Here is a 16,417-nt window from a genome sequence, read left to right as displayed (position 1 = left end):
TGTCTCATTTCGGTGATCGGAGTTAAATTTTATATTCTAAATCATAATTGATTTTGTCAGTTATGTGAACGCATTCTGCCTAATCTACGGGATAGAAATGCTTTATCGCGTATATATAATATTTTGTTTGCAGCAGCAAAAAGGATGGAAATGTGTGCGTTTTCAACCATTCTTAATTAAGATGCCTCTACAACCGTCAGTCTCTATTTTGTGAACATTACGTGAACATCCCACTATATACTGCTGAAACTATACAGGATTGGACAAGTCAGGATGCTTTAATCAGCTGCCTTCCTCACTTCTGGACGCACTGTACATTTTTTGGAGAATGAAGCAGGAGATTGGGTTTATCTAGGGAATTTGTATGAATATCACAATCATAAAACAGCACCTATTTAACACATCAAGGAGGAATTACAGTGGGAATTTTAGGCGGTTTACTTGGCAACTATTCAGAGGTTTCGATTCAGGATTTGACCAATCAGTATGGTCCTTATTTGATGCCGGAAGAAAAGATCGAAATGGGCTTTCGGTTAGTACGTGACACGTTTATCATTACAGATGACAGATTATTGCTGATTGACCACCAAGGCGTTACCGGTAAAAAAACGAGAATTGCCTCCATTCACTTAAATTCGATCTATGAAGTTACGATGGAGTCGGCAGGAACCGGCTTGGATGATAGCGAGATTACGATTCATTATATTACGTCGCCATACTACAAGGCCAACAACATTCAGACGGCAACTTACAGATTTGAGTTTGGCAAAAAGTTTAACGTGCAGCCTTTCTATGTTGCATTGATTACTTTAGCTCATCAAAATAATAAACGAATAAACAGTTAAAATAGCTCCAAACCGATACAGCCACCTTAACGGGTGGCTTTTAGATTACAAATAAAAGCAACTAGGCGTTCACCTATCCGGTAGGCATCTGTTTCTGTGTGGATCGATGATAGCTCGTCACAATTTCATCAAAGCGTTGACTCAGCTTTATCATCTTAGCATCGGTCAAGCTCGTGCCCTCTCTATACAATCCGTTCATTAGGGATCGCAGTTCCTCGAGCTTCTCTTTCACTTTACAGCCCACCTTCTCTAGTCCTTTACGTTTCTCGCTCGGAAAATATATCATAGGTTTCTTTGAATTATCGAAAATTAATTTTTGTGAAACCAACATTAAAACCAGATCACCGGCACTTTCTATATTAAGCTTTACATTTGTAAGGTTTCATTCATAGCTACTGATTTGTAGTAAAAATATGGATTTGGAGGGGCTGTTTTAATGACAATAGCAAAGTGCTATAAGTTTGTAATGACATTGCTATTCGTTTTAATTATGTGTACCGCATGCCAAAGTAATAGGGACGAGGGGCCACGTGAATATATCTCGTTAGATGAGTTAAAAAGCTTGTCTGAAAAGGGTGCATCACTGAATTGGGGCGATTTCAGCTCGTATTCTTTTGAGGACATCGGTTCAGGATTATATATATGAAAGTACGCAATTGAAGGAGAGAAACAGCTGGTAATTACGGGTAAAAGCCTGGATAGTCCACCTGACCACATTTATATTATGAATCAAGGCGGAAAGAAGCTAGATTTTACTCCAGATAACTTGAGCGAATTGTATGACCTGAAGTAAATTCCCAAGACGTTGGTTCATAGAAGGAGTAACGATGATATGGTCTGCTTCCCACGAGGACAACAGCTCCATCATGATGCCGTTTTGCTGAGGAAAAGGACCTCAGTTCAGTTAGGCTGGAGTTTAACCAGCTTTCCTGATCACATAATAAAGCGCAATCCACACTTTCGCAAAAATAATGGAACAGCCTAATATAACTAACGATAAGACGAGTACATGGTCTAAATATCCTTTTGTAATTCCGATTGTGAGAAAAAAGGTTATAACTAGAAGATTAACAACACTATTTGCAAGGTTCCTTGCTCGACTTCTTTGAGATACTTCTTGTAAATAGTTTTTCAAGATCGTTTTCATTTTGCCTCCGTTTACATGTCTACGTATTGGTTTTACGTTTATTGAGTAAGGCTAATTTTCAAAGTTAGAATAGGTAAAGACTACTACCCCGTTAGAATCAATAAGGTAGTGGTCTTCTTTACTTATTTGAAAGTTCTACCCACCGCCAAAATATATTTTAGTTTTTCAGTATAGTTAGGAGCATCAAAAGTTAATTTTCTTTCAAATACTTCATCGACTTTAAAAGCAGGACGAACTCTGTTACTAACATGATCTGTAGTATCTCGATCGATTTCCATTTCAAAGCCATTGTTATACAGGAAAATGACGTGCATGTCTTCCTTGCCTTGCGTAATATTATGTTTACTTATGTTTTTGGATGTTATTTTTATTTCACCTTCTTGCAGCTTACCTTTTTCTGTGTTGATCTTCAAATCATAATGTAAAGGAGCAAATGCATTCAGATTTGAGATTTCAGGCGTTATATCGGATTCTTTCACTGCTTGCATCATGTCCCATTCCAGCAAAGATTTACTCTCGATGTTGACAATACCTGTCGTTGAAAATCGAGTTACTGGTAGATGGAAGTGGTCAATTAATATGCGTAGGGGAACAAATAAAGATTGTTTATAGACAACAGGAACAGTGTCCATTCGTTTAGTGGGCCCATTAATATTTATTTCTTTTGCTCCAGCGGTAATTGATAGTTTATTTTCTCCCATCTGAATTGACGCTTTTTTGTCTGTGCTTGAATATGACACTTTTGCTCCAAGCAGTTCACTTATGGCTCTTAGAGGAATCATCAAACGGTTATTGTTGTCAACATACGGTGGTTTGGGATCTGTGAAGAGAACATTATATTCATTAATTTGTAAGTGAACTGGAGCTTTCTTCAAAACTACTGTTTCTGCATTCGATGCATAGGCAACAGTAGCTGCGCATAAAACAAGAGTTGAAATAATCATCACATGGATACACTTTAGTACTTTCAAAACGTGCACCTCCACTTTAATTCCTTGACGACGGGTAATCTCCAAACGTAAGACTAGGAATGACTTGGTCAAGCAAAATTGTGGCCGTATAGAGTACGACTACATATCCAAGATGCAACACTTATACCTGACTGGTTGTTTCTATCTACGCACTCGTGTAGAGTGCGACTGTAGCGTAATTCAGGGTCCTTTGTAGGTCTGCCAATCAGTTTCTATCCACGCACTCGTGTAGAGTGCGACGACGTTATACGTTGGGAAGAACTTACACAGTTTGAGGTTTCTATCCACGCACTCGTGTAGAGTGCGACATGATTGTAGATATCGACCACGTAGTGGATCGTCAGTGTTTCTATCCACGCACTCGTGTAGAGTGCGACTATTGCTACTGACAAAGAACTTGCTGACATGTTGTTTCTATCCACGCACTCGTGTAGAGTGCGACTTGCGAGCACGAAATAAATAAATTATATAATTGCGAGGTTTCTATCCACGCACTCGTGTAGAGTGCGACTACGTGGATGCCCATATCTATTGGTCGCAATGAACGTTTCTATCCACGCACTCGTGTAGAGTGCGACATTCACTCCACTCCTTAAGTCAAAAGTAGCAAATGTTTCTATCCACGCACTCGTGTAGAGTGCGACTTGGAGCATCTGAAAAGGTGCATACCAGAGCGCTGTTTCTATCCACGCACTCGTGTAGAGTGCGACTCATATACCAAGACCTCGTTTACCCCTAGAAGATAGTTTCTATCCACGCACTCGTGTAGAGTGCGACTTGCTGTAGCAATCCCTTTAGCGTTCTATGTTGCGTTTCTATCCACGCACTCGTGTAGAGTGCGACAGCGAAATTTGACCAAAAGTGGCTAAGCACGCGCTTATATTGATCAAATAACTCAATAAAAAGTAATTTTCAATCAAAACTATCAAATACCAACAATAAAAAATTATAAAATATGGAATAATAAAGAAAATAATTGGTGCGGGTCCCCCGGGGATTTCATGTGCACCTCACATCCGCACTACAAAATTAACGGCGCATCCATATCTATCGATGGCTTCACCCCAACATGCTCAACCTTATTTTTATAATGGTTGCCTAATTGATAAAAACGAAGACTATCTTCCTTCGGATCAATCATTTCTAGCAGCTGTAACTTCAAACTAACCAATTGAGCAGCATCCACATTACATTCAAAGACCGAATTTTGGACACGATGACCGTAGTTTTGGCACATTTTAGAGACCTTACGTAAGCGTCGCTGTCCCGCACTGCTGGTGGTCTTAACATCATAAGTAATGAGCACTAACAATTATACCACCTACTTCCATAAAAAAGGAGGGTACTCATCTAAATCATTACGCAAATAACGAGCTAATAACAACGCCTGCACATGTGGAACTAAACCCCACACTATTTTCTCGCCTAAATAGGGATGCTCCATCTTTTCTTGCTTTCGCTGCTGCCATGCCGCCAAAAATGTTTTTCTGGCGTCATCTGTCATAAGAACAGCCCCATTTTCTTTCTTAAAAAAATCGTCCTTGTTCACAAGTCTCTTATTAATCAAACTGAGAACAAACTTATCTGCATATATTCCGCGCAATTCTTCCATCATATCCAACGCAAGAGACGCTCTACCAGGCCGATCCCGATGTAAAAACCCGACATAAGCATCCAGCCCTACCGCCTCCAACGCGGATGCCGTATCTCTAGCTAATAAAGTATAAGCAAGTGACAACATCGCATTTACAGCGTCCAGAGGCGGTCTGCGTGAACGACCATGAAAATAAAAATCGTCTGTCTGCTGCAAAATCATCTCGCCAAATATTTTATAATAACGAACGGCCGCTTGCCCTTCCCAGCCTCTAAGTTGTTCCAAATCCTCGCACACTCTAACTTCCGTTATAAGGGTCGATAAATGTTGGGACACCTCTTTGAACCGATCCACATCAATACGCAGCGGGTGTTCCCTCGTCATTCGCTCTATCATCCATTTGTGATTATAAATCTTGCCTAAAATAAAGTTGCGTGCGATCTTGGCGGATTGAACTTCATCCTCAGACCAAAGATACTGCTTTTTTCGCAGCACAACATTCCCTTTGCTTTGTCCAATAACTCGTGCCAGGAACCGCCCGCTTGTCGTTAAAAAAGTAATAAAAATATCCCGCTCCGCACAATACCCCATCAGTGCTGGACTTGCTCCTGTGTATCCAAACGATACGACAGCTTCCAGATTATGAAGCGGATAGCGGCCCAGCTTCTCTTTTTCCTTCATGACAACGATATTGTCGCCATCCAACGCTAAATACACGTCCGGCTGCGTAATATACAACGTATTTAGAAGCCGTTTCATTCCTTGATCTTCCCTTCGATGTAGCTCTTTACCGACCGTTTATTCATGAGCGCTGGCAAGCAAAGGGCATGAAGCGAGCAGCTTTTACAAAAAGTCCCTGTCTTTACTTTGGGTGTATATCTCCGCTTATAGTAATCCTGCATCTCGCCTGTAATTTGTCGAACTGATTCCTTTAGCTCTGCCGTGAGTGGAACTTCAACTCGCTGCCGAATCTCATTGTAATACAAATACCCTGTTGAAATGTCGCACAACAGCATTTCTTCCAAACAGACGGCTTGAGCGGCTAATTGCAGCACATCCGACTCGTCCTTCTTAGGCTTGCCGCGCTTGTACTCAACCGGATAGGCCAAATATTTGCCCTCTGCCCCATAAATCTCTACACCACGTTCGTCCCGAATAAATTCCACTACGTCACAAGTACCCGTAATTTGAAGGGTGTGCGATTTCACAGACATCGCGCGGACTATCAGCTTTTCCCCGCGCTTTTCCCTAGTAAACGGCTTATCCGCATTTCGATGAAGATGCTGTCCTTCGATCGTTTTAACATTTTCCTGCCACTGCTGCTCAATATGGATTAACGCCCACTGCCGCTTGCAGAACCGAAAATGTTGGAGCCCCGACAGCATCAAATATTGATCTTCATCGTTACTGACCATCCATAATCTCTACCTTCAACCCTTCCAGCTCCGTCAACATAATTTGATAATCTTTAAATTGTTTAGGCTCGTCTGTGATCGCTTCAACCCGCATGGAACGATGTACTTTCGCAGACGAGTATTGACCTAGCTTGGAGTTATGCTCCCACCAGTACACTTTCACGACTTCCATACTTCCATCTGGTCTAGCTGAGGAAGCATCATTTTCAAATAAAGTAACGAGCGCTTGCTTGATCTTTTGCGCATCCTCATAGGTGAAGCCCGTCTTCTCGGCAAGTTGTGTATTGATGCTGCCCTGGAACACGTATACGCCAAAGTCTACTCGATGCTTCATCCCCATTGTGTCTGAACCTTTCTCTTTGCCTGGCTCAGAGTTTACACTTTTAGTTATTTGCATACTTGTAATGTCAATTGGTGCAACACTTGTCGCGGTATGTACCGATACAGGCCCGCGTACCCCGACAGAAACCCCTTTATCCGATCCTTTAAAAGCAAACACTTGTCCAAAGCTGCGTACATCGATCCATTCCTCGCAAGCCAACTGTGCAAATTGTTCGCTAGAACCGTCTTTTGCTTTCATGATCTTGGCTAAAGCAGCATTTGCTTCAGCACGCTCTCTTAAGCTCTTAAATGCATCTGTGTTTCGATCATTGGACTGGACAAAAATCGATTCGCCTGCATCCTGCAACCGATTTCGAATTTTGCGTTTAATGGCAACATCTGAAATTTCACCATATCCATCATAATTTTGGCGCGGTCTGTTTCCATTGAGGGGATCACCATTGGGGTTTGCCTTGGTTACGGTAAAAATAACTGCAAAATCAATTTTGTGATCTAAAGTGGACATGTGTACATCTCCTTTAATTAGGTTTGTTAGCAATAAGGTCCAAGTTCTTCGGCTACTCTGTGCCCCCTGTTACTTACTCCACAGCTTCTTCTACTTGCTCCTGCTTATCCTTCTTCTGGAACAGATCATGTCTTTGACTATAGAAGCCCAGTAAATACTTGCCGGTTAACGGCTTGTTATTAAAATCATCAAATTTAAAGCGGGATGCAATGTCATCTATTAAGCCGGATAAATAATACCCTTTTGAACCCAAGCGTGCTTGATACGGCTGCAAGCTGGCTTGTATCGTCTTCCATGTCCGTTCTGGATGCTGCGAGAACGAATTCATGTAACGAATCGCGTTGCTGGAACGAGCTTCGTCGGAGCCTAATGCACGCCGCTCTAATACATCAGCAACCGCCAATAAACGTCCAAACAAATAACTACGATCATCTTGTTCCTTGTCTAATGCCACCGGATACCCCTCCTTTTTGTTCAATAAAGCACAGGTGATGCTAAGCGTCTTTTCCCATTCCCATTTGTCCATAGATACAGGGTTAGAAGCTCGATGAAATGCACTATTTACAATGTCTGTTGGAATGGCCCGCCCGTCCACGATACAGGGCAGCAGCCGTTCCATTAATCCTTTGACAACTTTGTCATTCACCCTAGAGCCATAGGCTGCATAAGCGATATCTTGGGTTGCAGGCGCACCATAAAAAGCCACATAATTGCCGTCCTCATCTTTGCGATAGCGGTGGAGCCAAGCACAAGTGGAATGCCATTGGATTAACTTTTCGAAGTATTGCTGCTGTTCCATGTGACGATAGTAAAGCACCGCCATACGGCCTGTCGTAGCCGAATCCAAAATAAGCAAATTGACGTGTGAACGGCTCGATGCCAGTTCATTTTTGTACCCACCCAGTGCCTTGGCCAACTCGCTCGCCAATACATCACTCGTGACGGACTTACGCTGCTGTACGAGAGGTCTTCGGCGAAGGACAGCCAGTGTGTCCTCTTCTGGAGCAGGAATTTCCTGTGCATCATTTGTCCATACAAGAAATACACGCTGGTCAATGATTTTACCTTGGCGTTGAATCAGCCACTTTAGTGCATTATGCGCTTTCTGGGATACGTCATAGCTAATACTGGCGACTTCAGCACTGTCGTTAAAGCGGCCGCGATACGTAAACCCGCTCGTATCATTTGCCGAGATAAGCTTCGCTTTGTCTGCTGCATTTCTTATTTTGTTGGCATGCTTTGAAGTGGCTGGAAGCTGGTTTCCGGTTACATAACATAACCGCTCATCTCCCAACTTGTCGTTGTAATAATGAATAAAGGAGTCATACACGGCTTGATCTTTCCATACTTTGGCTAACTGCTGCTGTGGCGAATAAACCGTGAACCGAACGAAGGCACTTTCCTGTTCCCCTGCCAATACGGAGAATATAGCTGGCTTCTCCCTGTACAAATCTGTATACTTCTTATCCCACTTTCCAATTAATTTGTTATTCGTATCCACTGCCAGTATATTTGATCGAACTAAATCCTGAATCAAGCAGCCTTTACGCACATAAGTGTAAATACTTTGAACCTTGGGATGAGCATATGGGGATGAAGCCCAATCACCCAACTGCTGAATGTAAGCTGAAAAGGGGTCTTCCTTTTTTACTTCTCCCCCGTAAGCCGTATAGTCGCCTGCTGCATAACTTAACTTATCGTGCAAAGGGTATGGGGCAACTTTAGAGCCCGCTCGGCTAGCTGAATCCTCTGTACAAGGAATTAAAGTGCTTGCATCACTTTTATCCACAACGGTGGCAAAATGAAACTCGCCCTCCTCCGTTACGAGCACTTCAATATGAGCGGTCTGCGTCGTATGTGAGATTGGCAGCAGCGTATATTCCTGCTCGTTATACTTTTTTTTCTCGATGACACCAACTCGATCCAAATTAGCTTCGTACGTTTCATACAAATGCAGCAGCCAACTCATGAATTCCCCCCCTCTGCCATTTGTTCATACAATTCATCTACGGATTGAACGTTCGATGCATTAAACAACTTCGGTGTGGGTTCGCCCGCTAGCTGACGTACTTGTACACATTGTTCGGGCGGAATAAACGTGACCACCCCATTTTTCATGACTGGATTCCACAACCGTGTCTCCATCTGATTTCTCCCCGTTTCATCTGGGTAGTTAATGCCATGAATCATCGTTCCAAAATGAATCTCGCCATCGTAGTTATCATAAAAGCCCTCTCCCTCATCAAACACAGAAGGTTCCACATAACCTTGACATTCCCTAGTCCCTAGAAAAATGTCTCTACGTCCCCCTGCTTTTAGTGAGCGCTTTAAGATGTTGTGGTGTTTGTGTTCGTTGCGATCATAAGCCAAGTCAGGACGATGAGGGTTAAACACAAAATGCGCGCGGCACTTGTAGTGAACATCTCGCAAGTACGTATAATGAGCTAGTGTGTTGCCCCCGCCATAATCGATCGGCTTAATGCCTTTAGATTCCATTCGAATCGGCTTCATAACCCGAAGCTCATCAATGATATACAGCAGCGTCGGCTTCCAATAAATACTTTCCACAATCCCTTTTAACGCCTGATAGGTCGGTATCTGATAGGATAACTTCTCGCCGCCCAGCTTCGTTAATGGATCTGTAAACAGCGCATAGTTACCAACGATCTCAAACTCGATGCTGTTCCTCATGACGCCTCACTTCCATTCCTTATTTTTCTTTTATTTCCATTATATGAACATGTGAATATAGGTTCAATAGAGATGACGCCATCATCTATGAACGTTTCGTGTCCTGTGCTGGCCTTACTGCAACGAGTTATATTTGTGCATTTTACAGATTCAAAAATTCTATTCCACTCTCATTTTCGACGTCTACACCAAACGTAACATCGTACGCCCCTTCTTTTAGCACAAACACTTTTCCGTCCAGACAACGACTTATGCCCCCGCTTAGATCCAATTTTCGCACATCATATTCATACAGATTTACCGTATAGGGCTGCGCGCTGCGCAGCAAATCCGACAGTTCATCAATCGTGCCGCCCCCATTTAACTCGGCAATGATCGCTTCGCCCTTTCCATAAGGAACGAGCACAGGAGTCGTCAGGTCCTCAATGACTTTAAAATGCTCTGCGGCTGTGCCGTAGCTGTTCTTCAAACATAGCGTACGGATGGCATCCTCCATTTGCGGCTTCTTCTTCTGCTGTACATAAGCCTGATAGTACCCATCCGTATCATTTCCGTATGCAAACAGAAGTGAGGTTAAGCTTTTACCAAGCTTAGGTACGGTATAGTCCAGATCAGAGGCACGCTCCGTGTAATACTCTTGAAAGTATCGGCTCATAGCTGCATGTGACAATAAGTCACCTCCATGCGCGTTCGGATCGCACATCATGTCTTTGAGCATGACGCTGACAATTGCTTTCCCTATCCGAATCTCCTGCAATTGCTTTAAATTCTCTTCTGCGTGGTCAATGATGTATACCTGTTGAATGTCTTGCTCCCTATGCCGGTTACAACGGCCAGCTGCCTGCGCAATCGAGTCCAATCCAGCCAAAGAACGGATGACACACGCAAAGCTTATGTCCACACCCGCCTCAATTAACGGTGTACTGACACAGATGACCTTTTCCTTGTTCGCCAAATGTTGTTTAACCTGTTCGAGAACGGCTTGGCGATGCGCTGCACACATGTATGTGCTTAGATGATATACACGGATCACTGTGCCCTGCTCATCAACAATGTGATCACCTAATTGCTCATACAGCGCTTTGACCACAGCTTTTGTATTTAAGATGATGAGCACGCTTTTCACGTCACGGATAGTGTCATGGACGAATTGCGCGAGCTTGTCTGTCGTAAACGTTTGTCCCGTCGCCTTATCGACCAGATTCACACGTTTAAACTTTCTATTAACATCGTCAATGTTGGGGATCATTTCTGCATTCACCTTCAGGTCCAGCTTGTGCTCGACAAAATCGAGCGCTGGCTGTGTTGCTGTGCACAATACGATGCTGGAGCCGCCATATTTTTGCAAAAAATTTAACGTCAGGTTAAATAACGATACACAGGATGTAGGCACCTTTTGGACCTCGTCAAATATAAGAACAGCCTCACACACGTTATGAAGCCGCCTAATGTTGCGACTGCTTCGGGAAAAAAATACATTTAGAAATTGCACCATCGTCGTAAAAATGATCGGCGCATCCCAATTGTCCTTCACCAGCTCTAATTTCTGTTCCTCCGTTATAGCAAGTCCATCAAGCGCTTGATCTTCGTTGTCAGTCCTTGGTAGCTCTGTTGGATCTCGTCTCTCATGAACGACGTTAGAGTGATGCTCCAAAATGTGGGTGTCATCCTCTACTATTTTGCGAATTTCTGCTGCATTTTGTTCGATAATGGTCGTATAAGGGACAATATATATAATTCGTTTTTTGTGGAAAGTGAAGGCGTGTTTCAAAGCATATCTGAGGCTGGCGAATGTTTTGCCGCCCCCTGTCGGGATAGATAAGGTACGTATGCCTGGCATTTGCTCTGCCATTTGATCACACCGCTCTGACATCTCGTGTCGCTGCTTATTAATAAGCGTAGCTTCATCAGTAGCGGATTGGAACGTATGTACCTTCTTTAGCAGGCGATCATAATACGTGTGGAAAAGTGGAGTTATATCAAGCTCAGGCTCATCAGACAAGTTCATCTCAAAACCCCGTGTGTTCGTTCGATCTGCATCAATAAGCGCACTAAACGTAAACTTCGTCAGAAACATCAATTGCAGCTCAAGCGGCTCGTTATCCGCTCCCTTATTCAAATACTGCTCCAATTCAACAGCAGCCTGATCTACATAAGCAATTAATTCTGTTTCAAGATGTACTCGTTCATAAAAAGTCTGCTTACTTCGTTCATATTCCTTCAGTTCCTTGTCTACTACCCGCTTTAAATAGTCGGAATCCAGTGCAGGGCCTAGAAAGTCTTTTAAGTAGGAGTGATGGGAGATGATGGCATTACCCACAATTTCCGCAAGCAGAACCCGATAAGGTGACTTATCCCCATGAAACAAGTCATATAACAGCTTGCCACCTGCGGTCGAATGATCAACACTGCCCCGCTTAGGCTTGGAGACGCTGGTATTGTTGGCTGCTACGGCTGCCAAAATGTAGTCTGCAAACTCTTCTGTATATTTCCCCATATCGTGCAGCATGCCCGCTAACCCTGTCACATGTTTAACGCCCAGCTTTGCTCCGTATTTCTCCGCCAGCTTGCGTACACCTAACAAGTGCTCTTCAACCGTCTGCACCTGCTTATCACTAGCACGTATATGAGCGATTGATCTCACGTTGCATCCCTTCCTTCCTAGCAAACAACAGCAGTGACTGTTAAACGATTGTGCACGAGTTCCTCCTCGTGTATCTCCCCTTCTCTGGGGCTAATTTCATGTCATAATTCGTGATTACATTCCAAAAGTTTACAAAATCTCTCATAAATATTATGTATTCGACAGTGAAGACAAAACATCCTGCCCATATGTGCAAAAATTGGTGCAATATCCCTCTTGACGCTATTCCAACCTCGTCCTTTGTATCTGTAAGTAGGGCTTATGTACAGGCATGCTAGCATACGGGGGCGGTTCATCTCCCATTCGTGCAGGTATATCCAACCAAAAAACGGGGCTGTCCGAACAGCCCCAAAATAAAAAAAGTTGGGCAGGAAAACGTAATGTTTTCCGTCCATTCTACTCGCACACGCTATCCATCGTCTGCCTATCTGTAACGAGCTAGGGCGATACGGTTACATTTCCACTAATCATTTTCAAACCAAACAAAATATTTCATAATGATACAATATGTCGATGTGCAGATCGTTTTCCTCCCTTGCTTCCTTTTAACAAAAACAGATATGCACACATTAAAAGACCCCGTTACAACTTAGGTGCAGAGCACGCGGATCATCGATATGGCGGTGCGATAGTGGCGGGAATACGTGACCGGACAAGAGATCCGTTATGGAGTGTATGTAAGGATTATTAGACCGCTTAGCGGACAAGAGGTACGCTATTTGCGTATTTCATCCCCGCTTGGTGGTAGTTTGGAGGCAATAGCGGATATCCTGTCCGATAGCTACACCAAAAGAGTGTTTTTTATCGCACATAACGGATCGTCTGTCCACCAAAGCCAGCCTATTCAACAAGATATCATCGCTCTCTATGCTCTCCTTTATCGTTTTGTATTTCTGAAAGCGAACGTAGCGGCCATTCGGGCACACGAACTGATCATCGTGCCCTTCATACGTCCAGTTTGAGGCACGCCGGATGTCCCTTTTGTAACGACGTGTTTTCTCCTTCATTATAGCTGCCGTAAGGCAGGAGCACATCCGTTGATTGTTTGTCTTTCCCTATCATATACAAATAATTTCCCTCACTGCCATAGCCTGCGTCGGTTATCACCGCCTTGGGCATCGGTAAAGAAGACCCAGCCAGGCGCTTCATATGGGAAATGAAGCGGCGCGTATCGGTAGGGCGTTGGTACGGGCTGTAGAACAAAATGAACTGGTTTTTGGTCACCATTTGCACATCATAGCCGGGTTTCAATTTACCGTTTTTCAGGTGATCTTACTTCATAAGCATAAATCCGCATATGTGAAATGTTGGTGTCGTAACTTCCGTTTCACAAAGGACGGGGTTTTGTGCTTATTTTTAACACTCAACAAAATGGGGGCGTCGTAGTCAAGTCAGTTTAGACTGACTTTCAGGACAGCCCTGCCCTAGTTCTCTCACTTCTTTTGATAAGTAAAATGGTCAGAACTTGTCCTTCCATCTCAGAAGTCCCGCTCCAAAATGATGTTGAGGTCTGTCAGCCTCATTGTCATACACACGCTACAGAATGGATTGAACGACAATCCCCGTCTCCTCTAGTCGCTGCCGTAAAGTTTGGGCAAATACAAGCGCATGGACACCATCTCCATGAATACACACGGTGTCCGCCTGAATCGTAATGTCATGTCCCTGCGCTGAGCGAACCACTCCAGCCTGTACCATACGAACTACTTGCTGTACCGCCTGTTCCGTATCCGTTATGAGTGCATCTGCTTGCCGACGCGGGGTCAAGGAGCCATCCGCTTGATACGTCCGATCTGCAAATACTTCATGGGCGACACGAAGCCCTATTTCCTGCCCGGCGTGTACCAACTCGCTGCCCGATAATCCAAACAAAATCAGCTCCGGATTCACGTCATAGACAGCACGAGCAATCGCATCTGAAAGGGAACGATTAGTAGCAGCCATGTTGTACAGCGCGCCGTGGGGCTTCACATGCTGCATCTTCCCTCCTGCCGCCTTCACAAACCCGAACAATGCACCAACCTGATACACGACCATGTCGTATGCTTCCTCCGGTGTTATATCCAGATTTCGACGGCCAAATCCGGCAAGATCCGGCAACCCCGGATGTGCACCGATCGCAGCCCCATGCGCAAGCGCATTCGAAACTGTCCGTTTCATGACGGACGGATCACCAGCATGAAACCCGCAAGCAATATTCACGGATGTAACATACGGTAATATCTCTACGTCTGCACCTATCTGGTAACTGCCAAAACTTTCTCCCATATCACAGTTCATATCCACCTTGTACATCCTAATCCCTCCTGACAAGCTTCCCTGCGATTCCCTGTTTGAATTGCTGAATGCTGTATTCCTGCTGTATGTATAACTCCTGAGCTTCCTCAAGAGACACCTCTGTAAAATGTACCAAACCACCTGGCTTGACCTGTGCAATTAACGGTACATCTGCACGGATGATATGGGCAATACGCGGATAACCACCCGCAGTCTGCCTATCTGCCAGCAGCACGATCGGGTTCCCTTCCGGTGGGACCTGAATCGTGCCGAGGGCTACTGCCGCGGATACCATTTCAAGCGGATCTGTCAACGACAAAGGTACATCTGCCAAACGATAGCCCATGCGGTCAGAGTGAGGGGTGACACGAAATGGCTTCTCCCAGAACATCTGCTTGCTTTTTTCCGTAAAAAAGTCATACTCTGGCCCTCTTACCACACGAAGCACAGCATGGTCCCGATAGATTGGCTGTAGCTCATGGCTTGCCCCCCAGGGCAGCACCCCAACTTTAGTTATATTCTTAAAATGCACGTTCCAGCTGCGCGTTGCTACTCCTATTTCCAGTACATCCCCAGCCTGTAGAGCTCGACCATGAAATCCTCCTATACCGGCCCGCAAATAGGTGCTGCGACTGCCCATAATGTCTGGCACCTGAATTCCGCCAGCCACTGCAACATAAGTACGGCAGCCAGATACAGCCTTGCCAAATGTAAGTCTGCTGCCCGCTGGTATATAGACAGGCCTTCCAAGCGGAATAGCTACACCGTCCACTACAGGTGACAAGTTGCCACCCGCAATGACTACAACTGTGTCCTGCTCAAACATCAACTGAGGTCCTAACAGCGTAATTTCGATGGCTGCCGCATCCTCCTCATTTCCCGCCAGCAAATTAGCTACTGTGAGCGCCATCGTGTCCATTGCCCCGCTTGCCAGTACGCCAAACTTCTGGTATCCAACGCGTCCCAAGTCTTGAACAGTTGTAAGCAAACCGGGTGATAGTACCCTGATCGTCATGCCTCAAGCCCCTCCCAGCTCTCATATTCCTTTTCCGTAATCGGTTGGAAACGAACCTTATCACCTGCTTGCAGCAAGGTTGGCGGGCTCATATCCGGCCGAAATAACGGCTCTGGTGTGCGGCCAATTAACTGCCAACCGCCAGGTGTGCCAATAGGATAAACTCCCGTTTGCAAACCTGCAATGCCCACTGACCCTGCGGGAATGATCAGGCGCGGGGACGAGCGCCTCGGTGCAGCAATACGCTCCGACATACCACCAAGATACGGAAATCCTGGCGCAAATCCGATCATATAGACTTGATACTCGGCGCTACTGTGGATGCGAATAACCTCGTCCGCTGTCAGTTGATTATGTCTAGCAACTTCCTCCAAATCAGGACCGAAATCGCCTCCGTAGCAGACTGGAATTTGGACTAAACGTGTCGTCTGTTCCAGTTGTATCCCCTCTGCCTGCTGCACAGCCACTTCCAGCCTCGCTTGCGCATCTGCATACCGTATGAGGAATGGATTATAAAATACCGTCACCGTTGTAAAAGCAGGGACATACTCGATCATCCCCACAATCGGATGATGATCCAAATATGCAGCCAACAATTGAACCTTCTCATTAGACGCTGGCCCAATCACAGAATCGAATTCGACAACTATTGCAGCATCCCCCAGTGGAAAGTATCGCACAACATGACTCCCCCTTAGCACTATTTACGCCCCCACATTAGCATGGAATGCCAAAAACAACAAGCAGAAGCCCATTGGACCTCCGCTTGTTGTTCAAATTTGGATATGTAGTGAATAAATTATATGTTACTTTCCACATTCGTGTAGAGTGCGGCTTTGTATACCCGTCTGTCACCTGCTAATGTACTGTTTCTATCCACGCACTCGTGTAGAGTGCGACACCCCCAGATAAAATAAAAACAACAGCCCATCTCGACGTGTTTCTATCCACGCACTCGTGTAGAGTGCGAC

At 44.7% G+C, this 16,417-nt stretch carries 15 protein-coding genes and 1 CRISPR repeat array; of the genes, 2 read left to right on the top strand and 13 right to left on the bottom strand.

What is annotated here, in order from left to right:
* The first annotated feature begins 419 nt into the window (after positions 1-419).
* The gene (locus tag H509_RS0117375) at positions 420-845 is read left to right on the top strand and encodes a PH domain-containing protein (protein ID WP_028546206.1); all 426 of its coding nucleotides are present in this window, start codon (positions 420-422) and stop codon (positions 843-845) included.
* Positions 846-918: 73 nt separating this feature from the next.
* Here H509_RS0117375 and H509_RS25750 read toward each other — a convergent pair whose 3' ends face one another.
* The 9 genes from H509_RS25750 to H509_RS0117320 form a co-directional block, all read right to left on the bottom strand.
* Entirely contained in the window at positions 919-1,077 is a 159-nt protein-coding gene (locus tag H509_RS25750) for an aspartyl-phosphate phosphatase Spo0E family protein (protein WP_211234345.1), read from the bottom strand.
* Positions 1,078-2,114: 1,037 nt separating this feature from the next.
* Positions 2,115-2,963 (bottom strand): stalk domain-containing protein, encoded by an 849-nt coding sequence (locus H509_RS25745; RefSeq protein WP_051287303.1) that lies wholly within the window; start codon positions 2,961-2,963, stop codon positions 2,115-2,117.
* A 137-nt stretch (positions 2,964-3,100) separates the two neighbouring features.
* Positions 3,101-3,806: direct repeats of the CRISPR family, unit length 32 nt; unit sequence GTTTCTATCCACGCACTCGTGTAGAGTGCGAC.
* A 178-nt stretch (positions 3,807-3,984) separates the two neighbouring features.
* Entirely contained in the window at positions 3,985-4,275 is a 291-nt protein-coding gene (gene cas2 / locus H509_RS0117350) for a CRISPR-associated endonuclease Cas2 (RefSeq protein WP_028546203.1), read from the bottom strand.
* A gap of 9 nt (positions 4,276-4,284) precedes the next feature.
* Positions 4,285-5,316 (bottom strand): type I-C CRISPR-associated endonuclease Cas1c, encoded by a 1,032-nt coding sequence (gene cas1c / locus H509_RS0117345; RefSeq protein WP_028546202.1) that lies wholly within the window; start codon positions 5,314-5,316, stop codon positions 4,285-4,287.
* Complete coding sequence (gene cas4, locus H509_RS0117340; RefSeq protein WP_028546201.1) at positions 5,313-5,972, bottom strand: CRISPR-associated protein Cas4; 660 nt, start codon at positions 5,970-5,972, stop codon at positions 5,313-5,315. The genes cas1c and cas4 overlap by 4 nt, the downstream gene beginning before the upstream one ends.
* Positions 5,962-6,819, bottom strand: coding sequence for a type I-C CRISPR-associated protein Cas7/Csd2 (cas7c, locus tag H509_RS0117335; RefSeq protein WP_028546200.1), 858 nt, complete (start codon positions 6,817-6,819; stop codon positions 5,962-5,964). The genes cas4 and cas7c overlap by 11 nt, the downstream gene beginning before the upstream one ends.
* Before the next feature lie 73 nt (positions 6,820-6,892).
* On the bottom strand, positions 6,893-8,788 hold the full coding sequence (cas8c, locus tag H509_RS0117330; RefSeq protein ID WP_028546199.1) for a type I-C CRISPR-associated protein Cas8c/Csd1: 1,896 nt from the start codon (positions 8,786-8,788) through the stop codon (positions 6,893-6,895).
* Positions 8,785-9,510: a type I-C CRISPR-associated protein Cas5c gene (gene cas5c / locus H509_RS0117325; RefSeq protein ID WP_028546198.1), complete on the bottom strand. Its 726-nt coding sequence runs from the start codon at positions 9,508-9,510 to the stop codon at positions 8,785-8,787. Before cas5c ends, cas8c begins: the two co-directional genes overlap by 4 nt.
* 142 nt (positions 9,511-9,652) lie before the next feature.
* On the bottom strand, positions 9,653-12,154 hold the full coding sequence (locus H509_RS0117320; protein ID WP_028546197.1) for a CRISPR-associated helicase/endonuclease Cas3: 2,502 nt from the start codon (positions 12,152-12,154) through the stop codon (positions 9,653-9,655).
* A 644-nt stretch (positions 12,155-12,798) separates the two neighbouring features.
* On the opposite strand from H509_RS0117320, the gene H509_RS0117315 reads away from it, so the two are divergent.
* Positions 12,799-13,116 (top strand): hypothetical protein, encoded by a 318-nt coding sequence (locus tag H509_RS0117315; protein ID WP_157277779.1) that lies wholly within the window; start codon positions 12,799-12,801, stop codon positions 13,114-13,116.
* Here the strand turns inward: H509_RS0117315 and H509_RS0117310 are convergent.
* The 4 genes from H509_RS0117310 to pxpB all read right to left on the bottom strand — a co-directional run bounded on the left by H509_RS0117310 (position 13,100) and on the right by pxpB (position 16,126).
* Positions 13,100-13,405, bottom strand: a complete 306-nt coding sequence (locus H509_RS0117310; protein ID WP_169450935.1) for a hypothetical protein — start codon at positions 13,403-13,405, stop codon at positions 13,100-13,102. The genes H509_RS0117315 and H509_RS0117310 overlap by 17 nt on opposite strands.
* 285 nt (positions 13,406-13,690) lie before the next feature.
* A complete protein-coding gene (locus H509_RS0117305) occupies positions 13,691-14,449 on the bottom strand; it encodes a LamB/YcsF family protein (RefSeq protein WP_028546194.1) in 759 nt (252 codons plus the stop codon).
* A gap of 1 nt (position 14,450) precedes the next feature.
* Positions 14,451-15,446, bottom strand: coding sequence for a 5-oxoprolinase subunit C family protein (locus H509_RS0117300; RefSeq protein ID WP_028546193.1), 996 nt, complete (start codon positions 15,444-15,446; stop codon positions 14,451-14,453).
* A complete protein-coding gene (pxpB, locus tag H509_RS0117295) occupies positions 15,443-16,126 on the bottom strand; it encodes a 5-oxoprolinase subunit PxpB (RefSeq protein WP_028546192.1) in 684 nt (227 codons plus the stop codon). The genes H509_RS0117300 and pxpB overlap by 4 nt, the downstream gene beginning before the upstream one ends.
* Positions 16,127-16,417 lie beyond the last annotated feature (291 nt).

The sequence above is a fragment of the Paenibacillus taiwanensis DSM 18679 genome, from assembly GCF_000425125.1.
In the GTDB taxonomy this organism is placed as follows: Bacteria; Bacillota; Bacilli; order Paenibacillales; family Paenibacillaceae; genus Paenibacillus_B; species Paenibacillus_B taiwanensis.
This window is presented reverse-complemented; position numbering and strand designations above follow the sequence as displayed.